Origin of the sequence: Sphingomonas sp. MMS24-J45 (assembly GCF_044881195.1) — a bacterium.
Lineage (GTDB): Bacteria > Pseudomonadota > Alphaproteobacteria > Sphingomonadales > Sphingomonadaceae > Sphingomonas.
Window position 1 is genome coordinate 1921046 of the sequence record NZ_CP173255.1, and the last position, 20848, is coordinate 1941893.

The following is a 20848-nucleotide window of genomic DNA, read 5'->3' on the forward strand; positions in this document are numbered from 1 at the left end:
AACGAGCATTAAAGCCGAACCTGCCTGCGACCGGTCCCTGTCAGCTGGATCCGTCGTTCGCGCCCAGATTCGGACGTCGCCGGCGTATCGGTCGCGGACATCGGGAATCCTTCCTCGGCCAGTCTGACGAACAGATGTCGGAGCGCATTGCGTTCCGAGGGGCTCAGCGCGAACTGCGAGCGCCCCAGCCGACGCAGCGCGGCGTCGGACTTGGGGCTGAGCAGCCCCTTTTTCCGCGCGAACAGCGTCAGCTCGTCGACCCGGCCCGCCAGCGCGACCATCAGCCGGTCCATCTCGATATCGACGTCGATCCGCCGGACAGCCACTTCCTCGCGCGCGATTTCCTTTTGCACCTCGCGATCGAGGAGAATGGCCTCCGGCAGCTTGGGGATGTCGAATTCGGTCCTCGCGATCAGCGCCCAGCAGGCCTGCTGCTTCGCAAACTCGCCGACATTGCGGACATGCTCGGGAGCGTCGCGCAAAGTCTGCGCGACCTGTGGCGCCAGCGCTTCGATTACTGCTCTAAGCTCTTCGGTTACGTCCTGCTGGTTCCAGACCAGCTGCAGATTGAGGCCGGCCTTGCCGAGCTTGCGGAGATGATGCTGCAGCCAGGCGAGCGTGTAGGCGACGGTCTGGGACTTGTGCCCGCGATCGGACCGGTACCAGTCCGACCCAAGGATCATCCGGTCGGTCCAGCGGAAGATCAGCGCGCGTGCCGCCGCGGCCCGAAACCAGCCATCGTTGAACGACAATGGCGCGGCTTCCCATTCCGTCGCGATATGTTCTGCGAATGCTAGGAAGCACTTCTGTGCTCCGAGGCAGACAATATGGGGTCTCGCCGCGAAGGTAAGCTCGTACTTCGCCAGATCGGTCTTTTCGATGAGCTGCGCTTTGGGAAACTCGGTTTCGAACCGCCGGCGCTCGGACGGCGTCCCCCGCGCACGCGAATCGCGATACTGGCCGCGGGAGCGCTCATAGAACCATTTCTCGCCGGTCAGCGCGCCGGCACGCGGCGGTGGCGCGAGGCGTCGCGAAATCTGCTCGAGCGTTACGTGGAACGGGTGACCCGAGAAGAAGTCGGCTTCGCTGATCCGGTTCTGGGTATTCGCATAGCGCGAGATCCGCGGCACGACCTCTTCAATCAGCTGCGGCTCCACCACCGAGAGCTTCATCTGCACGAATACCACGTCGAGGCTGGCTCCCTGATCGCGCGCATGAAGGAGCGAGGCGGTCGTCTGTCCCCCGTTTACGATCTGAAGATCCTCGATGGTGGTGATGCCGAGCGTGCCGTCGGACAGCCGCTCGGTGCGGACCGCGCTGGCGGTCGCTGTCAGGCCGTTATTGTACGCGAAGAACATCTCGGGGGTCTCGCGCAGGGTGGCGATGATCCCCTTGTTGACCTTGGTGCGGGCCTGAAGAAAGGTCCGGACATTCTGCTCGAGCAGCCTCGGCCCGTACAGTCCATAGATGCCGGCGAGCACTTGGCCCGGGAGCGCGATCAGATAGGACTGATAGCCGCCGCCCTCGGTGAAGGCCGGAAGGCAGGGTACCGGGCTCCCTGCCAGCGCCGCAAGGTTGACTTCGATCGGCTCAACCGCGCCCTGTGACCGGGCAATCGCGGCGTAGCGCCCAAAGTCGAGCACATTACACACGACCGGGCGGCCGCCGATTTCTCCGGAAAGCTCGGGCGGTTTTCGCGTCGACAGACGAGCGTTCGAAAAGACGAGGATCTGGACGCGTTTAAGAAGCGCAGGCTGCCCAACCAGTACGCCGCCGGCCATATCTTCCGGTGAGCCTTCGCCGAGCTGAGCGGCAAAGCCGGGATCGATAAGCTGCTCGACAAAACGCCGCGCGCGGGCGGTCAGGCTATCGAGCTGCGCAGCATTGAGGGTTTCGAGGCTGTCCTCGCCCCGGACATCGCAGATCGCGACATAATAGACGCCGCGGTCCTGGTCGAAGGCGCAGCCGTCGATGCGGTAGCCGCCCCTGCCTTCAAGCACGATCCTGCAGGGTTCGAGATCGGGGCAGTCCCCGTTTTCCGAAGCGAGCGCCGCGTAAGTTTCGAAGAAAGCGTTCTCCGGAGAATCGCCAGTCTCGCTCGCGCGTGCCCGCAGATCGGACATGAATTCGAGATACTCGGTTTCCAGCGTGTCGTCCGCCATACTCTCCCCCTGCGTCGAAACTACCGGGTAACCTGATCAAGTGCCAAAGAAAAAACTTCCGCTATGGTTTGTATCAGCGTCGTGACGGCCAGAGGAATTATTTTGTGCTTCTGTGCTCCGGCCTGCGAGCTGTTTTTCTTCCCTTTGGAGGGATATCAGGGTTTCAAAGATCTGTCGGGATTGTGACGTGGACGAGGAGTCGGCAACGGAAACTAGAATGGCCCTGGTACGGGATTTTCTTGCCTCGCTTGAGGTCGAAGAAGAGACATTCAGAACGCGTCTCGCGCGCGACCATCGCGGCCTCGCGCTCCGCGTCGCGTTGAACGAGCTCGACTGGCACCATTATGGCCTGAGTCACCGGGAGGATTTCTCCGATGAGATAAGGCTGCGAACCTATGTTGTCGACATGGGCTTGGGGAGAATCGTCAGCCTCATGCTTCGCCTGCACGACGATTTCACCCTACCGACCATCACCCTGCGCCGGCAGGATATACTGGCCGGAGCGATTTTAGATATCGGCGCTGAGCTTGGCTTTATTGAGCAGGGCCGCCGCACCGTCGAACTCGTATGGGCGGGACTGGCTCGCATCAGCCGGCCTGAACCTGCCATATTCGATTTCGATTTGCCCCATCGGCTTTCCGATGCTCAGGCGCACGAACGCGATGTCGTCGAGCACTATCAGAATGAGCACCTTCGGCTGGCGAAGGAAGCGCTCGCCGCAAGTGCCGGCGCGCTGTGGCTGAGCGGCGAAATTGCCGGGTTGCTTCGGGAAAATGTCTACGTCTGGCGCGACCATTTCATCGCGTACAACGCGGACCCGGTCCTCGACGATTATTTCTTGTCACTCGCTTGGACCGCCATCGCCCATACGCCACAATATGATGCTTTCAACGAGCGCAAGGCCTTTGGCGGGATACCCTTTCTCAAATATCTGATGGCCAGCGCTTGGCTCGTCTCGCTATGCCTCAAGCATCAGGCCTTCTGTGAGGCGTTGACGGAGAAGCATCCCGAGATTGGTCTCGAGGACATTCTGACCATTTCTGCGGACCGCGCAGAGTTCATCGATACGATGCGCCGCGCGCTCGATATGTTCGGAACGCAATTTGAGACCTACACGCCAACCTCCCCGGCAGAGGCCGGGCAGATCTATGCGGTGGTCGCACTGACCCGAAAAAATGTGGCGCTGGTCGAGAAGCCGCTGGCACCGATCCCGGTGATCGTCGAATTTTCCGGCACGAGCGTCATTAAGTACTTGGCGGGCCGTCATAGGCAAATGGAGTTCATGCTGGATTCGTTGAAAGCGAACTTCGCCCGCGATTTTTCGATGAACCAGCAGACCCGCGAAGCGTCGATGCAGCGCGCCATGGAATCATTTTTCCAGCAGCATTTCAGCGCAGCCCTCGTTCGCAGGAATGTCCGCCTGCGGCACCGCGGACGCGAGCTGACCGATGTTGATTTTGCCGTAATCGACCCAGTTTTCGGCGACCTGCTCCTGTTTCAGCTCAAATATCAGGATGCACATGGCGCAGACTTTAAGGCGCGCAATTCACGCATGGCGCGCTTTCTTGATGAGAGTGCGCGCTGGCTGAGCGCAGTCGACACTTGGCTTGAGACCAGCAGTCCCGAACTGGTTCGGAACGCGTTCCGGCTCCCCCGGGGAACGGAAGTCACACGCATCCGCAAGATCATTGTCGCGCGCCACCATGCCTATCCGCTTGCCGGCGTACAGCTTGATGACGACACGGCTTTTGCCTCATGGATGCAGCTCTTTAATGCGGGGGAGTATATGCAGGTCAGGCAGGGAGATTTTCGGACGCTCAACGGTCTGTTCGCGACCCTGAGGACGCATATCGTCGGCGCCGCCGAACGCTTTCACGAAGATCTTGAACCGCTCGAATATCGCCTCGCCAACGTGTCGTTCCGGGTCCGCCAATGTGAATTTGACGCGATGGTTCAGCCCGCCCGCATTGAGGCCGCAAGCCAGTGAGCGCGAGACGCGCCTGGTCGCTGCTGACGATCGACGGCACGCGCCAGTATGGTGGCAACACCGGCTATGAAGATAACCCTGCGAGCGTCTACCGCTATGACAGCGACGTCGCCAACCACCTCCAGGTGCAGGCTGGTGACGTGGTGATTGTCCGGTCGCGGATGAGCGTCATCGGTATCGCCGAGATCGAGACCATAGAAGAGGGCACCGGCCACAAAGACCGGCTGCGTTGCCCGCAATGCCGCGCCACCAACATCAAGCGTCGCGCGAAAAAACTGCCGGCATGGAGCTGCAAGTTCGGCCATGCCTTCGACGAACCGCTCAATGAACCGGTCGCCGTTACGACATTCGCGGCGCACTATGGCGCAACCTTTGTTCCGGCGGGGAGCGGGCTGTCGGTTGTGCATCTGCACGAGGCGGTACTGCGCCCGAGCGATCAGATGTCGATCAAGGAGATTGATCTGGCGAAGCTAGAACCCGTGCTTGGCAGCGGCTCTGCGATCAATGCTCTGGTGCGGCGTTTCGCGCGGCGGCTGACTGTGCCGGAAATCGCGCAGGGCTCTTCGGACGCTGACGGTTCGATCGTCGACGCGCGTCGGCGCATCATGCGGGAAATCGCGATGCGGCGGGGTCAAGCACGTTTCAGGGCGAGGCTGATCCGGCGATACGGGGCGCAGTGTCAGATCAGCGGCTGCAAGTTTCCCGGCCTTGTCGAAGCCGCGCATATACGCGCCTATTCCGTGAGCGAAGATAATGGTCCGGGCAATGGCTTGTTGCTGCGCAGCGATCTCCATACCCTGTTCGATCTCGGTCTGCTCGGGATCGAACCCGCTTCGTTGCGCATCGCCCTGCATCCTGCGCTTCAGACTGCCGGCTATGCGGAATTCGCGGACCGGGTCCTGTTCGTGAACGGATCAGGCGGGCCATCGCGGGAAGCGCTGCATGAACGCTGGCAGTTTTTCAGCGCGCATCTGCCCGGTGCCTCCCCTGAATGATGCGGATGTGACGGCACTGCTTCGCGATCGACGTGACTAGCCGGCGGCGTTATGTGCCGGGCCGGCATCCTTTTTGGGGAGCTTTCCGATCTGCAGCTGGAGCTCGGCGAGGATTTCCGCGGCGTCCTCCTGGGTGCGAGCCATCAGAAATTCGCCGATGCGATCTCTGTAGCGCTGGTCCCCGATATCGCCTTTCAGCTTGCCGCATTGCTTGCTGTAGCGGGTGAGGTTGCACATCCCTATCGTCGCGGTCCCTTTGGCCGAGTCCGACGAGGCGGCCGCCACGACGACGCCGTACCAGATGAGGTGATCTCCGTAGGTATCGAAGTGCGGGTGCACGATCAGATAATCTGACGACTTCACGGGGAAGGTTATACGGTCCTTATTCTTGAGGACGTTCTGCTCACGCTTGGCGATGTTGCAGTCCTTGCAGGCGACCGCGAGATTGCGCGCCTCGAACATGAATTGCGGCTTAGCCTCGCGCGAGATCACGTGTTCGCCATCCCACACAGCGTTATTATTGGTTTCGAGAAGGTGCTGGCAGTAGCAACAGCGTTGCTGCTGCTCGCCGATATAATGGTCCTTGATCACCTTGCGGACGGGGTTGACCTCATCCGCTGACCAGTACGAAGCCACCTTCGCAGCGGGCGGGCGAGCATTGAAGGCTTGGACGATCGCGACGACAGCGCCGCTATATTCAACCGGCTGCATTCTGCTTTTCGATCGCATCGACGGCCGCACGGTTCAGGCCGTTCACGATAACGCGCACGCCGTCGTCAGGCGGAAGGCTGCTCGTCATCCTGGTGAGATGCAGCACTTGGTCGCGGAACCCCTGCGTGCTCGCTTCCCCGTCCGCGGCGGCTTTGAGCGCGTCGACAATTAGATCTCGAAGGTGAAGGTTGTTATTCGAGATCAGCTGGAAAGCTTCAGCGAGCTGCACATCTGAGGACTGGCCTGCGAGTTCCGAAGCGGGGGGTGCGTTGGGATTGTCCAGTGCGACGAGCGTCGCATGTCTCGGCAACTCCGAGATGACCAGCGGTGAATGGGTGGCGATGAGAAAATGGCAGCCCTTGTAGCCGCGGAAAGTGTCGAGCAGCAGGTCGATATATTTGATCTGCCAGTCGGGGTGCAGGCTGAGCTCCGGCTCGTCGATCAGGACGAGACTTCCGTCCTGGATCTCTGAGGCGAGGGAAAGGAGCGCGGTGGCAATACTAATCTGCCCCGAGCTCGCCCGTTTGAGATCGGTGATCAGCCCGTTTTCCTGCTCGACCTCTACGGCGGTGAGCTGCAGGAAGCCCGCACGACGGAGCGGCTGAAATTCGGCGAACATGGGGTCGACATAGCCGTCGGCTTCGAAGGCGGCGGTCAGGCGGACAAAACCCTTATCCATGACCTGTTCGGCGAGGAGGATCGCTTCACTGAGCTGTTCTTCGGTCGCTTGGCCGGACTTCGCCACCTCCTGCGCGCGTCGAAGACGGCTGCGGTCGTGGATCACTCCTTCATTTAGGATCGGGATCCTCGCATAGCAGGCCTTCAGCACCTCGCGCGCGATCCGTACGCGATAAACGACGGTCAGCTTCGGCTGCAGCTTGAGGAACTCGAACACGCGGCTGATGCGCACCCGGCGTACGGCCGGATTGCTTGACGTCTCGAACAGGCTGTTAAGTGACCGGAAAAGCAGGTTCTCGATCGAGGCACGACCGGTCCTGTCGCGCAGGCCGAGATAGCGATAGCAGGATTCTTCGGTCGGTTTGACCGAGAATGCCGCGAGGCGGGGCACCGGAAATTTGTCAAACGGAGTGATGGTGAGCGCCACAATGCGCTCCGGTAGCGGAACGTCGTAGAGCATAACCTGCTCGCCATCGACAAAGGCAACCGCGCTGCCGTGTTCCACACGCTCTAGCTCAACAGTCTTTGATCCGATGCGATAGGAAAGGCGCTGCAGCGGAAGCTCCAAGGCGCGGGTCTTCCTTCGCTTCACAACATGTTCGATGATAAGAAGGCTCTCGATGATCGCCGACAGTAGATGGGTCTTGCCCGTGCCGTTCTGGCCGATAATGGCAGTCAATCTACCCACCTCGTCGGGTGCACGTTGTGGCTCGTGCGCGAGGCTTATCTTCGGGTGCATCCATATCGGGTCACGGCGCCACAGCGTGGTGACGTTCACCGGCGCGGCCACAGCGTCGAGGAGCTGGAAATCAAGCATTCGTGAGGCTAGCGAACGTTCACGATCGTGTGAAGAGGGTGATGGCAAACATATAACCCTGCCGGATCCCTAAGATTATCGCCTTGACCGGCATCCCATTGTCACGGATCGCCAAGATACCGCCCGTATCAGGAACGGCTATTCCGGTCAGGACTTACCGCGAGGAAATCTGACTCCTCTCGTCCTTGCTACTCGGACTTATCCCTTTCGTTTGAAACCGAACAGGGATTTCCTGTAATCGAAGGGGATCCGTGCGGCTATCGTGCGATTTCGCGTGGAGGAGACGATGAACGACGGTGGGCTCCGGGACGGCGGCGGCGTGTTCTATGCAGCGAAGAACTATGAAACCTGACGAGTTCCGCTAGCAGGATGACGATGATGGTCATCGCCGCTGTTGCTGAGTTTCAGCGAGACCTCTTAATCGAGAGGACGCAGGCAGGTCTTAAACGAGCGGTGGACCAAGGCGCACGCTCGGCAGGCGTCTCAGCCTCAGGTCAGACAACAATCGGAGGTCATTCAGGCACGCGGTGAAGGCGTATCCTTTGGCGCTCTCGCTAGGCGATACGGGGTTTCTCGCGCTGAGACCAAGAGGGTCGAGAAACGGACAGTTTGCAAGCGAGTCATCCAATTCCGGTAAGTAGCTCTTGGTCCGCAAGCTCGCGATCCATCTCATGCCATAAAATATGCTCGTGTGGCTCGCTCAGCTAAGGAAGCAACGCCACAACCGAGTTGATTGCGGTTTTCAAACTGGCCATGTTTTTTGAAAGATCAACAGCATGCCGAAGCTGCTCTCGGTCAGCTAAGCCGAGAACCGCTGTGGTCACCTCGTCGGAATGCCGCATGAGCACGACGAGCCCAGCACCGCTAGGTCCGTTCCGTGCATTAAGCCAATTCTGCACGGTTCGACCGTTTGCACCCGTCAGTCGGGCAATGTGCTTTACATGCGCCGGTGTGCTTCCAAAGTCTCGTCTGAGCGCATCGGCAATCACAGCTGCAAACGTCGCTTCCGTGTCAGCAGACGGATCCAACGGAAAGCTGCTTCCGCTTTCGGCGCGAACTTTTCGGTCATTCTTTGAAAACGACATTCCACCCTCCTCAACGGTAAAGGAGGAGCAGGAGAATCACTGCGCGGGCTCGGTCGCAACGAATGTCGAGAATAATTGGACAGACGGAAAGAAGACCGATCCCAACGCGAGCGGCGCAATACGTCCGCATGTCGACTGATCACCAGAAATATTCGACCGAGAACCAAGCTGAGGCCATCGCCGCATACGCCGCACGTCGAAATTTCGAAATCGTCCGCAGCTACGCCGATGAGGGGCGGAGCGGTCTCAATATTGCCGGTCGCGACGCATTACGCCGCTTGATTGATGACGTGCAGCGAGGTGACCCAGGATACGAGGATGTCTTGGTTTATGACATCAGTCGTTGGGGGCGCTTCCAGGACGCGGATGAAAGTGCCTACTACGAGTTCATCTGCCGCGAACGAGGCATCAACGTACATTATTGCGCGGAGCAGTTCGACAATGATGGCAGCCTGCCGTCGAATGTGATGAAAAGCATAAAGCGCGTCATGGCGGGCGAATACAGCCGCGAATTGTCGAGTAAGGTTTTCAACGGGCAGTGTCGCCTCATCACGCTCGGATACCGGCAGGGCGGTCCGGCCGGCTACGGCCTCCGCCGGTATCTCGTGAACGAGCATAACGAGCCAAAGGCCCCGCTTAACCGCGGAGAACATAAAAGCCTTCAGACCGATCGGGTGATTCTCGTTCCCGGCCCTGACGAAGAGGTCGAAACGGTTCGCCGGATCTACCGACTGTTCGTGGTCGAGCATCGGTCCGAACGTGAAATTGCAGCCCTACTCAACAGTGAGGGCATGCTGACCGACATGGGCAAGGCATGGAGCCGCTCCGTCATCCGTCAGATCCTGAGCAACGAGAAGTACGTCGGCAACAATGTCTACAACCGCGTCTCTTTCAAGCTCAAGAAGAAGCGCGTGACCAACACGCCCGACATGTGGGTCAGAAGCGAAGGCGCTTTCGAAGGGATCGTCGATCCCGCCTTGTTTCAGGCTGCTCAGGCCGTGCTTGCGGAGCGTGCCCGCCGCTTCAGCGATGCCGATCTGCTCCGAATGCTTTCGGAACTGCTTACATCTCGCGGCGTGCTCTCCGGCATTGTCATCGACGAGGTCGAGGAGATGCCGTCCGCGGCAGCCTATCGACATCGGTTCGGCAGCCTCCTTCGTGCTTATCAGCTCATCGGCTATGAGCCGATTCGTGACTACAGGTATGTCGAGACAAATCGGCAGCTGAGACTGATGCACCCTGAGGTGCTCGCCGAGACAATCCGCGGCATAGAGACGATAGGTGGCAGCGTTATCGTTGATGGAACCACCGACCTGTTAACAGTCAACCACGAGATCACATTGGGCGTGGCAATCGTGCGATGCCACACGACACAGACCGGCTCGCTTCGATGGCGTGTGCGGCTCGATGCTGGCCTTGAGCCAGATATAACGGTTGTCGTCCGGCTTAATCCCGACAATCAAACGGTTCGCGATTACTATCTATTACCCTGGCTGGATCGCGGCACGTCTCCTCGGATCGGTTTGGCCGAAGAGAATGGCACCGATCTCGATGCCTATCGGACCGACAGTCTCGATCCCCTCTACCACTTGCTGCGCCGACACTCGTTGGAGCGATCATTGTGATCCCGGAAATCATCAACATTCCTATCAGCGCAATCGAGGTTCTAAATCCGCGGGTTCGCAATCGGAAAATTTTCGACGAGCTAGTGGAGAGCATTCGAACGGTCGGCTTGAAGAAGCCGATCACGGTGCGCCGCGCCGATGCACTCAATCGGTACGAACTGGTCTGCGGCCAAGGGCGGATGGAGGCATTTGTAAAGCTTGGCCAGCAAACGATCCCGGCTCAGGTGATCGAAGCGACTCGCGAAGAATGCTACGTCATGAGCCTTGTCGAGAACATGGCGCGACGGAATTTGTCGCCGCTGGAACTTGTGCGTGAGGTCGGAGCCTTGCGGCAGCGTGGATATGGGAATGCCGAGATCGCGGAGAAGATCGGCTTCAGCACCGAATACGTCTATTCGATCAACATGCTCTTGGAAAAAGGAGAGGAACGGCTGCTCGATGCCGTGGAGCGCGGAATCATCCCGCACACGATCGCGGCCGAAATCGCTAAAGCGACCGATGCTGATGTTCAGAGGGCGCTAACCGATGCCTACGAGGCCGGCCAATTACCCGGCGACCAGGTGCTCGCAATTCGTAGGATCGTCGATGATCGGAATATGATCGGGAAGGGCATCAAGTCCATCCGGCACGGTACACGGACCGCTCAGGCGCCAACTGCGACTACACTCGTACGCGCCTATCAGAAGGAGGTCGACCGCCAGAAGATGCTGGTGAAGAAAGCTCATCTCACCCAAGGGCGGCTCACGTTCATCGTTGGTGCGCTCGGCAAGCTCCTGGCCGAGGATCATTTTGTACAGATTCTGCGTGCCGAAGGATTGGCCAGTCTGCCTCACCCGATAGCTCAGCGCCTCGGAATCACAGAGGCATGAATGCGATCGCACCAGTTCGAATCTCTTTCGAGCGGGAGGTTCTTCGCCTCTCGATCGAGCTGATTCTCCCGCTTCGGCCCATTACAAAGCGGATTATCGATTCGAAGCGATACGGCCGGATCGCGACATCCATTGGAGAGCTCGGCGTCATCGAGCCTTTGATCGTCACGAAGGGCGACAATCAGCGACGCCACATGCTGCTCGACGGTCACCTCCGTTTGAACGCTCTGCGGGAGCAGGGCGCTGAGACCGCGCCCTGTATTATTTCCGACGACGACGAAGCGTTCACCTACAACAAGCGGGTCAACCGCTTGGCAACCGTACAAGAGCACTACATGATTACTCGTGCCATCGACCGCGGTGTCCCGCCGGCAATGATCGCGGCGGCGCTCGGTATTGACGAGAATGTTGTTAAGCGGCGACGCAATCTTCTCGAGGGCATCTCAGCCGGTGCGATCGAGATTCTGAAAGATCGGCCGGTCAGCCCGCATCTCTTCGACATACTACGAAAAATGAAGCCGTACCGGCAGACGGAATCTGCCGAGCTTATGGCGTCGATGAACAACTTCACTGCCACCTATGCGAAAGCGATACTCGCCGCGACCCGACAGGACGATCTGGCTAAACCGGATAGACCGAAAGCGATAGCCGGCGTTACTCCCGACCAGATGGCGCGGATGGAGCGTGAGCTGGAAAAATTGACGAAGGACTATCGTGCGATTGAATCGACGTTCGGCGACGACGTCCTTCAACTCGTTCTAGCATCGCGGTATCTCGGCCGACTGATCGGGAATGATGCGGTGTCAGCGTATCTTGAACACCGCCACCCGGAAATCGTCGGTGAGTTTCGGACCATCGTCACCGCCACGTCTCTGGAGGCATCCTGAATAGAGCGACGCAGGTCTCGCGCTTCTGCAACGGTATTTCGCGCCCAAGGCGATCTGGCTAGAGCGACTGTGGGATTGCCTTGAAGAGAGGCCCCTTGTGAAATGCTTTCAGCCTGTTGGCCAAGGCATGCACGTCGATCAAGACGGTGCGTCCGGAGGCTGCGTTCTGAAATATCTCGTTCGCGTCACTAGCCGTGCTGAGCGTTTCATCCTCAGTTTTCACCAGAAAACGATTGAGCGATCGACCAAGGAGGTTGAACCAATCCTGCGCTACGAGTCGGCGACTATTGTAAGAGCCACCGTTGAGCCAGTCCGCGAAGCGAAGCTTTTCATCTAACGTGCCCGTCGCATGCCAGCAGTGCGGGTCGCATGCCAAATAGATCAAGCCTTCCTGAATTACAGTGGTGGCAAGCTTGGTGGCGGCAGGTAGCGATACCCCGGCCTTCGCGGATTCGGAGAAGAGGAGCACGGCTATGAAAGCCTGAACATCAACAACTTTTGTGATAGAGATGCCAAGCTGACCGTAGAGGTCCAAAAAGTCATATTGATTAGACTTCAGGGAACCCGCCAATGATATTATATGACGCTGAGAGAAGGTTGCTTGTTCAAACTTGAAGACGGTTTTCATAAAATCTTTCAAAGGTGTGGAATGAGACCCCTATGTTGGAGAGGTGATCCATTCTCTTCTTGGAACTTGAGGATCAGGTAGCTCAACAAATACTAACGGACCCTCTGCGCGATCTGCTAACATAGTACCCAATGCGTCGAGATTAACCGTAACAAAAGTCGAGAAAATAGGGTTATCGTCAATAGCAGGATATTTATGGCTTGGTATAAACGCCCCGTTACCATTGAATCGTGATAAGTATCTAAAGGCTAGCTTGTCGGTTACGCCCGTGATTTCTGTGGCAAGTTTGTGTGATGCTTCGAAATCTTTCAGAAACTGCTTCACTCGGTGAGGTGCCCCTCGGACTAAGCATGCGCCTTTGACGTTGAGCAGTGCGTGCCAGAATATGATCGGCGCACTGTCCCGACCTACCTCGCCACTTTCGCTTGGCGGAACTCCGACAAGCGTGAGCTGATAGCGAACGAATATTTCCGCAGCTTCCATAGCCGTTACTGGCCTCGGCTTTTCGTTGCCCCAGGGGAGCTGTCCGCGTCGCCGCCAGAGTTGTTGAAGATCGGGGGACATGCCCGTGATCGCAAACAGCCGTGCGGGCTTAAACTCTGTGAACGTGCATATCATCTTGACCGGCTCCGGCTTGGGCTAGTTATGATACCCTCTCGATGATCATCCGAATGATGCTGGTTGCCACCAAGCAACCGGGTTCGGCACCGTTTTCGTCAACGCCAACTAACTTGAACTCATAATGCCTCGACGACCACAGCTCCGCTTTCAGTTCGCGTAGCGTGGCCGGCGCAGCATCTACGGTCAGTGGTCCCGACTCGCCATAAAGGTAGAGGTCATAAAGAGGCATATCTTCTTCTAGGGCGGAGCAGTGAGCTGTCAATCGTATAATGACCCTTTAACAGGTCATTGACCGGTTTTATCGCTTGAGCCTATAGGCGATGTGGATAGCCGACGCGAGTCGGCACCCATCCGACACATGCGTCGACCGGTAGGAATTCAAAAAATGCCGCTTTTCCTGAGCGATCCCGTTTCGATTGACGCTTTGGATGAGCTTTTGGGATCTGTGTCATGAGAACTGTCGCTGCAGATGCCGCGTTCGATTCGAGCGCAGGCCGGCATGGGTGCGCCTCGTTAGGGCGTTGGTATCCATCCGGCAGACCGGCGCGAAATCGGGCCATGCCTGTCCCGTTGCAGCATCGTGCAGTGGGAAATCTTGACGCGGCAAAAGATCCCGCTGGCTGGACTTTGATGGATGTTCGGGCCGCCGACGACCTGGGAATGGTCCGCACGGGAATGACCTACGACAAGGAATACGGCACGAGCGCAAGCTTCTATGAAAAGCCACGACGCCTGCAATTCATGGAAGGCCCGAATGAGCCGGCTGTTGCGGACCATCTCGAGATGAATCCGCGCTATCTGGATTTTCAGTTCCAGCCGTTGGACCTGACCTTCCGTCGTGCCGACGGCAAAATAATCCACAAATATCCGGACGTGCTGATCGAGTTTGACGACAACACGGTGCGGGCCGGGGAAATCAAATCGAATCAGGCATGGTTCGAGGCTGCCGGTGTCCGTCGGCCACTCGACCGTATTGATCTCGCTTTAGCGACTGTGGGATTGGACCCTCTTCTCCGCATTCGGGGGGACGAGCTCCGACAACCGGATAGCGTTCGCGAGGCTCATGAGGCCGCGATGGACGCGCGGCTGAGTCGCTTCGATCCTGATTCCGATGTTCACGCCGTGCGTACGGCGGTGGATAACGCAGGCGGAAGCGCGACTTACGGAACCGTGGTCGCGGCGCTTGGCGGAAAGCGCTCGCATGCAGCCGATAAGCTCTATGCAATGATGCTCCGGCGGATCGTCGCTTTCGATCTGTTTTCGTTGCCAACCGCGAATACAATGATCAGCCTTCCCCGCCCGGCTCGCGCGTATGCGCTGCGAGACACGCTAAGCCGTCTTCGGCGGAAGGTCGCTTGAATGGCTTGCCCGTTGCCTATCCCTCCCGGAACCGTTCTTGCATATCACTCCGTTCGAATTGTCTTCGTCGAGGCCGTCGATGATTTTGTGCTCCGTTTTGTCGTGGAAGGCACGTCCGACGAGTTCTGTGTTGACGCAACCGATGGGGTGCGGGTTCGACCTACAGTTCGTTGGCTACTGGAGCAGTTTGCGGCCGGATCCCTTACCGACTGCGCAACGTCCCATGCAACTTTGACTGAATGGCAAGGGCGTTACCTGGGTCTCGATCGGGCGGCAGTGTTCGCGAAGGAACCGAGAGCGGTCCAGAAATATGACCTGGCACTTGCTGCCATAATCGAACGGTTGCCGCGTAATGCGAAATTGCTCGAGAAATTTGCGCGGACCACGACGCCAGACGGACAGAAGGTGGCGTCAGGTCGTTCGATAATCCGCTGGATGAACAATCTCCAAACGCATGATGAGCGCATTGGCGCTATGCGGAACCGCAGCGGCCGACGGCGAGGGTGCTCTCAATTGCCGCCTGTCGTCGACAGGCTCGTCCATCAGAGCATGGCACTGTACTGGGCAGACGAATCCATCAGGAAGATGGATTGTCACGCCTTGGTGGTCCACGCTTGGCATCGGCTGGAAAAGGACGGCGCGCAACGCATCGGCGACCGACCACCGAGCAAGACGACGGTCGTCAATCGGATCAACAAATGCGAGTCCAAGGAAACTTGGTCCACCAAGTTCGGCCGCCACGAAGCAGATCGCTATTTTCGGGCATCCGGCGAAAGCATGCCTATCCGCCGTCCCTTCGAACTCGCGTACATCGACGGTACGGAATTCCGACAGGTCTGCCTGTTCTCGGCTGAGATAGCGATCCCGAGCAGCAAGATGAAGACCATCGAAGTGATGGATGCCTTTTCACTGTTCGTGTTCCCGACCACTCCGTTCGCAGGCCCCTACCGGGCCGAAATGGGAATGTCGGCGATTCTTGGAGCGTTGATTGCCCCCGTACTGGACGAAGAGACGGTCGCGAAGGATCCGATGCAGCTCCTGTTTTTTGGACGCATCGGGCGTTTGCGCGGGGACAACGACAAAGCGATCATTCCCCCGTCAGCCATAGGCAATCTTGCCAACGTGATTCGACGTGTCGAACTCGCGAAGAAGTACGGACCCGACGAAAAGTCTAATCTCGAAAATTATTTCGGCTTTAAAAAGGCGCGTCTGGACGGGCTGCCCGGAACAGTCTTGTCGGCGCGGAGCCGGAGGCGGTCCATACGGCGTGACCCCCTCGCGGAAGCGTCCATGACGCGTGAAGCTTTTGCGCGGAGAAACGAGGAGCTCCGGCTCGAATGGAACGCGATGGGGCATGCGGCTTTGGGCGGTCGCTCTCCCAATGACATTATTTTGGAACACATCTCGCAAGAAGGAAAAGTCCGCTTCACTCCCCCGGGTGAAATCAGGCGCCACCTCGCTCGCACCGTGAAGGGAGTGCTGACGACCGACGGCGTAACCTACGACGGCATATTATATCGGTGGAACCGCACGGGCATTACCAAGCTCCTTTCTGAAAACCTGGCGTCGCAAGCCTTTGCCAAGCGTCTCGAGGGCACCGCCAAATGCGACGTCTTGATCCGCGCCTACGATTGGAATCTCGATTTCATAGAGGTCCTCAACGATCACGATAACCAGTTCATTCAATTGTGGTCGGACGATCCGGACTACACCGCATTTCTGAGTCGATACGAGCATAGCTTTGACGTGCTCCCCAGAATTCATGCCATTGGTAAGTTAGCTCGTCAGATGGAGACGAGTGATGCGGCGAGGCCGATTTACCGAGGATCAGATCATAGGCGTGCTGCGCGAGCATGAAGCTGGCGTGAAAACGGCCGACCTGTGCCGCAAGCACGGGATCAGCGACGCGACCTTTTACAACTGGAAGTCGAAGTACGGCGGGCTGACGGTGTCCGACGCGGCGCGGTTGCGAGCGCTCGAGGACGAAAACCGCCGGCTGAAGAAGCTGTTGGCAGAGTCGATGCTGGACGTGTCGGCGTTGAAGGATTTGCTGGGAAAAAACTGACTCGGTCTGCGGAGCGCTACGCTGCGGTGGAGAAGTTGATGGCCGACCACGGCTTCTCTGAGCGTCGCGCCTGCAGGCTGATCGGGGTCAACCGGTCGGCATGGCAATATGAGCCGCTTCGCGGGCAGGACGATGCTGTCCGCGTGCGGATGCGTGAGATCGCCAACGAGCGTCGGCGGTTCGGCTATCGGCGGCTGGCGATCCTGCTCAAGCGTGAGGGCAAAGGCATGAACCTGAAGAAGGTGTACCGGCTGTATCGCGAGGAGCGGCTGACGGTGCGCAAGCGTGGCGGTCGGAAGCGAGCGTTGGGTACGCGGGCGCCCATGGCGATCCCGCAGGAACCCAACCAGCGCTGGTCGCTCGACTTCGTATCGGACTCGTTGGCCTGCGGCCGGCGGTTCCGCATGCTCAACGTGATCGACGATTACAGCCGTGAGTGCCTGGGGTGTATCGTCGACACCTCGCTGTCAGGTCGGCGGGTCGTTCGGGAGTTGAGCGCCATCGCCGAACGTCGCGGGCTGCCGTGCATGGTGGTCAGCGACAACGGAACCGAGCTGACCAGTCACGCCGTCCTCGCCTGGTGCCAGGACACCGGGGTCGAATGGCATTACATCGCCCCGGGCAAACCGCAGCAGAATGGCTTTGTGGAATCATTCAATGGTCGCTTGCGCGACGAGTGCCTGAACGAGCACCTGTTCCCTACGCTGGCTGCGGCGAGACGGATCATCGAGGCATGGCGGACGGACTACAACACCGTTCGTCCGCACAGTAGCCTTGGCGGGTTGGCACCCGCCGAGTTTACGAACCGCCCCCGCCAAGGGCATATGGACACCGAAGCTAACTTATCAGCGGCCTGAAAACGGGGAGCAGGTCAGCTTCCACAAGGCTTGCGCGATTTCTGGTGCGACTGGTGCCCAAACCGCTGAGCAGAAGGCGCGCTTGCGAGGGGAAGGTCTGCAGAGGGCCTGGCGTGACATGCACAATAAGCCATTCCGCATTGCCAAGACCGCCAGCGCCATTCTCGAAACAACAGAGATTCGGGCCCGCGCCCGGAACATCGATAACGATCCCGATCTCACGAATTTTGAGCACATCCTCCTAGAAACCGATGTCGCCGGTCGCGATCGTGCTGACGTGCCACTCGGGCCGTCTCAAAGTCGGAGGAACAGGTCAAAAAGCGTCGACGGAGCGCATTCCGATGGCGTGGTTTCGCCCGCCCCCTTTGATTGGGGAGGCTTGGAGCCGGCGCCGCGCAGCAATCAACTGATGCTTGAGCACGATCAAGATGAGGATTTGGACGGCGGGATCGACTGGGATTCAGACGATAGCAGCTCCGATAATTTCGACGTCGCCGGGGACCACAGATGATCGAGAAAGAGAGGCTGAAAGATCCGCTCGGCGCTCAACCGGCTCCCACGCGCGGCGACTTATTACCCGACTACTCGAACCGCGCTCGCGGTAAACGGGTCGCGGCGGTCATTCCGTTCTTCAAGACGAACTACATCGAGCACGAACCCCAGACCGCAGTTGTCGAGCAGTTACTAACCTATCTGGCCTCGACGCAGTCGTTGCTTGGCGGGCCAATCGACGGCCGCTGCCTTTCTGAGCATTCCAATGCAGGAAAGTCGAGAATGATCGAGCAACTGGTAAAAACAGCTGCGGCCCGACGCGCTGAAGCAGGGCTGGCACCAAACCCCTATCAGATCATCGTGTTCGAGCTCGATAAGACCACCTCGGTCAACGCGTTCTATCGCCGCATTCTGCTCGAGCTCGGAGATGATCATTGGGACGCTCCTGCGAAACTAGATGAGTTGGAAGAGCGCATACTCCATCTCAGTCGGAAACTGGAGGTGGAAGGGCTGGTTGGTGACGAAGTTCAGCACCTTGATCGCAAAACGACGGACGCTCGACAGGTAACTGACCGCTTCAAGACCTTCCTTAACCGTGGCATCCTGCCGCTGATTCTGGTGGGTGACGAAGACGCTGAAGCATTCTTCGACAAAAACCCCAAGTTTGCGTCACGCCTCGGCACACCCTTGGCGCTCAAACCGCTAAACGTGCAGAGCAATGACCGCGACAGAGTACTCTTCCTTCGCTTTTGCAAGCGGCTCGACCAATGCATGTTCGATGCGGCCATCGTCGACGAACAGGCAGGCCTTGGCGAGCCTGGTATGCGAACGCAGCTCTCGATAGTCAGCGGTGGCCATGTTGGCAGGATTTGTCGCTTGGTCTGCGAAGCAACCCAACATGCTTTGTGGCGCGGATCGCCAGCAGTCGAGCGTCACGATTTCAGCGTGGCAACGCGAAAATTCGCAATGAAGCTTAAATGGGTTTCGCACGATCCATTTTCGGCGATCGACGACGTGCGTCTAAAAAGTATGTAATCTGGACGGAAGAATGGCATTGCCCAAGGTCGGCAGGCGGTTGCGCTTCCCATACCATCCCGACGCCGATGAGAGCGTATGCGGCGCATTTGCGGCCGCTTGCCACGATTCACGGGTCCGGTCGGTTGTTCAGGGCCTCGCAGGTGGGAGTATTCGTCTCCGCCACCCTGGTCAGCTTCAAATTGCGGTACCAGCCATCTTGGCGAACGCTGCCCAGATAATGCGAACTGATCAGGAAAGTGTCCAACGCCAAGCTTACGCTAGCACCGGTCAGCGAAATGTCGTGATGCTAGGCGATCTCGCAATGCCCGGAACCACCGTTGAGCTTGGACGCCGACGCATTGGCCCGCAGTCGCTCGTCAAGCACCCACATCATCGAACCGCATGGCTGAACCTACTCCTACCGTATTGCCCTGAGTCGTTGGAGTTGCTTATCGATGCATGCCCGACTTGCGGCCCACTGGGATGGCGAGAAACTCGGGGTATTGCCAAATGCGAGACGTGTGGCGAGACCCTTGCGCCATCGTCTGCACCACCGCTGCAGGTCGGACTCGTTCGCGATTACCGCCAACTAGCCAATCTGATGTCTCATGATGCCGGTATCGCAATGGCTGCGGTAGCACATTTACCGGAGGAACTTCGGCAATTTTCGCGGACTACGATCATCAAGATGCTCATCCGCGTCGGTATGGTCTTTTCGGGTATGCGAGCAGCCCGGGCCGTTGAGAGACTGATCGAGCAACCACCCGAAAAAATTGCGCAAGTGATGGGCGCCGGGATGCGCATGTTAATCGATTGGCCCGGGTCCATCCGGGCCGCTGTTGCAATGCGGAAGGAGCGGATTGCGGACGACATGCTGGCGTATGATGCGCTGCGCGCAGATCTAAGGTGGTTGACCGCGAAAACGTCCGAGGGGGAACGGCTGCTCGCATCCGCCTTTGCAACGCTTGATGGGCGTACTTCCGATACTTTCACGACTGGCTCGGAGAACTATTACACCGCTACCGAAGCCAACCTGCTGTTACGCACCGCCTCCAACGAACTAACAAAGCTTCGAGATTCAGGTGTCGTTCGATTTGATAAACTTCCCAGCAACAAGCGGATACGCGCTCGCTATCATACGGGCGATGTGGATACGCTGAAGCAACTTCTCGACGACAGTTTAACACCCGGTGCGGCGGCAGTGGCCCTCGATCTGCCTGTATATGCGGTGGAGCAGATTGCCGCCTATGGCCATCTCGCAGTCCATGACCATCCCGGTGTTGTAAGTCTGAGGGGAGTGCAAGTCGGAGCAAGATCGGTTTCAATGCTGCTCGAGCGATTGCGCCGGACGGCGAAAATTTCCCAACCGCCGCCCGAATACGTCGGCCTTCGGACTGCATTGTCATCTTATCCGGGTGAAAAGTCGTGGGGATTGGTGATCAGCGCGATGCTGGCCGCCGAAATTCCGTTTTGCATCCAAGGCGACAACCTGTCGTTGCGGCGAATCATGATCGATCCTGCCCACCTTGCTGATATGGCGCTCTCATCGGCACAACCTACAAAAAATTGTCTTGGGATTTCTCACCATTCGCTTCGCGACGTCTGTGAAATCTTTGTCGTCGGATTCAAGGAAGGGGCGGCGGCTGTCACTTCAGCGAACCTAGAGGTCGTGCGTTACGGAGCGGGCAAAGGCATACCCCGAGAAGGACTTGCGAATCTCATCACTGATATTGCGTTCGTGGGCGAAGCTGCTGCGTTTACGGGCCGTAGGGGAATTCCGCTCCACCATGAATTTGTACGTATCGGTGTTCCGCGCATTTGTGGAGCATGGTCGAGAGAGGCGCTTGCGGACCTGGGTTTTGTACGGCGGATGGCGGCTGCGTGATGAAAGCCTCATTCAATCAGGGTGCTTTGCCAGAAACGCGAGCGACCGATCTTAACCATCTTTCTCGGAAAGTATCAAAAAAGGAGTATTGAGACTCATAATATGAGT

General features: G+C 58.3%; 18 protein-coding genes. 12 read left to right on the top strand and 6 right to left on the bottom strand.

All coding sequences use genetic code 11. The features are described from left to right. Positions 1-8: 8 nt before the first annotated feature. Positions 9-2162 (bottom strand): AIPR family protein, encoded by a 2154-nt coding sequence (locus AB5I39_RS09635; protein WP_404365813.1) that lies wholly within the window; start codon positions 2160-2162, stop codon positions 9-11. Positions 2163-2379: 217 nt separating this feature from the next. On the opposite strand from AB5I39_RS09635, the gene AB5I39_RS09640 reads away from it, so the two are divergent. After that, positions 2380-4149 (top strand): hypothetical protein, encoded by a 1770-nt coding sequence (locus tag AB5I39_RS09640; RefSeq protein WP_404365816.1) that lies wholly within the window; start codon positions 2380-2382, stop codon positions 4147-4149. Then, the gene (locus AB5I39_RS09645) at positions 4146-5144 is read left to right on the top strand and encodes an HNH endonuclease (RefSeq protein WP_404365819.1); all 999 of its coding nucleotides are present in this window, start codon (positions 4146-4148) and stop codon (positions 5142-5144) included. The genes AB5I39_RS09640 and AB5I39_RS09645 overlap by 4 nt, the downstream gene beginning before the upstream one ends. A 36-nt stretch (positions 5145-5180) precedes the next feature. Here AB5I39_RS09645 and AB5I39_RS09650 read toward each other — a convergent pair whose 3' ends face one another. Together AB5I39_RS09650 and AB5I39_RS09655 are read right to left on the bottom strand one after the other, a co-directional pair. Beyond that, entirely contained in the window at positions 5181-5855 is a 675-nt protein-coding gene (locus AB5I39_RS09650; RefSeq protein WP_404365821.1) for a hypothetical protein, read from the bottom strand. Beyond that, positions 5842-7350, bottom strand: coding sequence for an AAA family ATPase (locus AB5I39_RS09655; RefSeq protein ID WP_404365824.1), 1509 nt, complete (start codon positions 7348-7350; stop codon positions 5842-5844). Before AB5I39_RS09655 ends, AB5I39_RS09650 begins: the two co-directional genes overlap by 14 nt. 378 nt (positions 7351-7728) lie before the next feature. On the opposite strand from AB5I39_RS09655, the gene AB5I39_RS09660 reads away from it, so the two are divergent. Then, positions 7729-7881, top strand: a complete 153-nt coding sequence (locus AB5I39_RS09660) for a recombinase family protein (RefSeq protein WP_404374100.1) — start codon at positions 7729-7731, stop codon at positions 7879-7881. A gap of 173 nt (positions 7882-8054) precedes the next feature. Here the strand turns inward: AB5I39_RS09660 and AB5I39_RS09665 are convergent, their stop codons facing one another. Further along, positions 8055-8435, bottom strand: a complete 381-nt coding sequence (locus AB5I39_RS09665) for a hypothetical protein (protein WP_404365827.1) — start codon at positions 8433-8435, stop codon at positions 8055-8057. Positions 8436-8497: 62 nt separating this feature from the next. Here AB5I39_RS09665 and AB5I39_RS09670 point away from each other — a divergent pair, with 62 nt between their 5' ends. From AB5I39_RS09670 to AB5I39_RS09680, 3 genes are read left to right on the top strand one after another with little or no spacing between them, the layout of a single operon-like run. Continuing rightward, a complete protein-coding gene (locus AB5I39_RS09670) occupies positions 8498-10060 on the top strand; it encodes a recombinase family protein (protein ID WP_404365830.1) in 1563 nt (520 codons plus the stop codon). Further along, the gene (locus AB5I39_RS09675; protein ID WP_404365833.1) at positions 10057-10929 is read left to right on the top strand and encodes a plasmid partitioning protein RepB C-terminal domain-containing protein; all 873 of its coding nucleotides are present in this window, start codon (positions 10057-10059) and stop codon (positions 10927-10929) included. Before AB5I39_RS09670 ends, AB5I39_RS09675 begins: the two co-directional genes overlap by 4 nt. Then, positions 10926-11816 carry a plasmid partitioning protein RepB C-terminal domain-containing protein gene (locus tag AB5I39_RS09680; protein ID WP_404365836.1) on the top strand — a complete coding sequence of 297 codons (891 nt, stop codon included), beginning with the start codon at positions 10926-10928 and terminating at the stop codon, positions 11814-11816. Before AB5I39_RS09675 ends, AB5I39_RS09680 begins: the two co-directional genes overlap by 4 nt. A gap of 58 nt (positions 11817-11874) precedes the next feature. Here the strand turns inward: AB5I39_RS09680 and AB5I39_RS09685 are convergent, their stop codons facing one another. Further along, entirely contained in the window at positions 11875-12444 is a 570-nt protein-coding gene (locus tag AB5I39_RS09685; protein ID WP_404365839.1) for a hypothetical protein, read from the bottom strand. 30 nt (positions 12445-12474) lie between these two features. After that, entirely contained in the window at positions 12475-12768 is a 294-nt protein-coding gene (locus tag AB5I39_RS09690) for a hypothetical protein (RefSeq protein ID WP_404365841.1), read from the bottom strand. 927 nt (positions 12769-13695) lie between these two features. Here AB5I39_RS09690 and AB5I39_RS09695 point away from each other — a divergent pair. From AB5I39_RS09695 to AB5I39_RS09720, 6 genes are all read left to right on the top strand, one after another. After that, the gene (locus tag AB5I39_RS09695; protein ID WP_404365844.1) at positions 13696-14424 is read left to right on the top strand and encodes a hypothetical protein; all 729 of its coding nucleotides are present in this window, start codon (positions 13696-13698) and stop codon (positions 14422-14424) included. Further along, entirely contained in the window at positions 14425-16281 is a 1857-nt protein-coding gene (locus tag AB5I39_RS09700; RefSeq protein ID WP_404365847.1) for a hypothetical protein, read from the top strand. Next, a protein-coding gene (locus tag AB5I39_RS09705) for an IS3 family transposase (RefSeq protein ID WP_404365850.1) occupies positions 16226-17346 on the top strand; the annotation gives its coding sequence in 2 pieces (ribosomal slippage) (positions 16226-16475 and positions 16475-17346; 1122 coding nt in all). The genes AB5I39_RS09700 and AB5I39_RS09705 overlap by 56 nt, the downstream gene beginning before the upstream one ends. A 118-nt stretch (positions 17347-17464) precedes the next feature. Beyond that, positions 17465-17857 carry a hypothetical protein gene (locus tag AB5I39_RS09710; RefSeq protein ID WP_404365853.1) on the top strand — a complete coding sequence of 131 codons (393 nt, stop codon included), beginning with the start codon at positions 17465-17467 and terminating at the stop codon, positions 17855-17857. Continuing rightward, positions 17854-18873 carry a TniB family NTP-binding protein gene (locus AB5I39_RS09715; protein WP_404365856.1) on the top strand — a complete coding sequence of 340 codons (1020 nt, stop codon included), beginning with the start codon at positions 17854-17856 and terminating at the stop codon, positions 18871-18873. The genes AB5I39_RS09710 and AB5I39_RS09715 overlap by 4 nt, the downstream gene beginning before the upstream one ends. A 583-nt stretch (positions 18874-19456) precedes the next feature. Then, positions 19457-20740 (top strand): hypothetical protein, encoded by a 1284-nt coding sequence (locus AB5I39_RS09720; RefSeq protein WP_404365858.1) that lies wholly within the window; start codon positions 19457-19459, stop codon positions 20738-20740. Positions 20741-20848 lie beyond the last annotated feature (108 nt).

Excerpts from the sequence above, each read along its gene's own strand:
- AB5I39_RS09635 (WP_404365813.1), bottom strand. The coding sequence starts at position 2,162 with ATGGCGGACGACACGCTGGAAACCGAGTATCTCGAATTCATGTCCGAT.
- AB5I39_RS09640 (WP_404365816.1), top strand. The coding sequence starts at position 2,380 with ATGGCCCTGGTACGGGATTTTCTTGCCTCGCTTGAGGTCGAAGAAGAG.
- AB5I39_RS09650 (WP_404365821.1), bottom strand. The coding sequence starts at position 5,855 with ATGCAGCCGGTTGAATATAGCGGCGCTGTCGTCGCGATCGTCCAAGCC.
- AB5I39_RS09655 (WP_404365824.1), bottom strand. The coding sequence starts at position 7,350 with ATGCTTGATTTCCAGCTCCTCGACGCTGTGGCCGCGCCGGTGAACGTC.
- AB5I39_RS09660 (WP_404374100.1), top strand. The coding sequence starts at position 7,729 with ATGGTCATCGCCGCTGTTGCTGAGTTTCAGCGAGACCTCTTAATCGAG.
- AB5I39_RS09665 (WP_404365827.1), bottom strand. The coding sequence starts at position 8,435 with ATGTCGTTTTCAAAGAATGACCGAAAAGTTCGCGCCGAAAGCGGAAGC.
- AB5I39_RS09670 (WP_404365830.1), top strand. The coding sequence starts at position 8,498 with ATGTCGAGAATAATTGGACAGACGGAAAGAAGACCGATCCCAACGCGA.
- AB5I39_RS09680 (WP_404365836.1), top strand. The coding sequence starts at position 10,926 with ATGAATGCGATCGCACCAGTTCGAATCTCTTTCGAGCGGGAGGTTCTT.
- AB5I39_RS09685 (WP_404365839.1), bottom strand. The coding sequence starts at position 12,444 with ATGAAAACCGTCTTCAAGTTTGAACAAGCAACCTTCTCTCAGCGTCAT.
- AB5I39_RS09695 (WP_404365844.1), top strand. The coding sequence starts at position 13,696 with ATGGATGTTCGGGCCGCCGACGACCTGGGAATGGTCCGCACGGGAATG.
- AB5I39_RS09700 (WP_404365847.1), top strand. The coding sequence starts at position 14,425 with ATGGCTTGCCCGTTGCCTATCCCTCCCGGAACCGTTCTTGCATATCAC.
- AB5I39_RS09710 (WP_404365853.1), top strand. The coding sequence starts at position 17,465 with ATGCACAATAAGCCATTCCGCATTGCCAAGACCGCCAGCGCCATTCTC.
- AB5I39_RS09715 (WP_404365856.1), top strand. The coding sequence starts at position 17,854 with ATGATCGAGAAAGAGAGGCTGAAAGATCCGCTCGGCGCTCAACCGGCT.
- AB5I39_RS09720 (WP_404365858.1), top strand. The coding sequence starts at position 19,457 with ATGTCTCATGATGCCGGTATCGCAATGGCTGCGGTAGCACATTTACCG.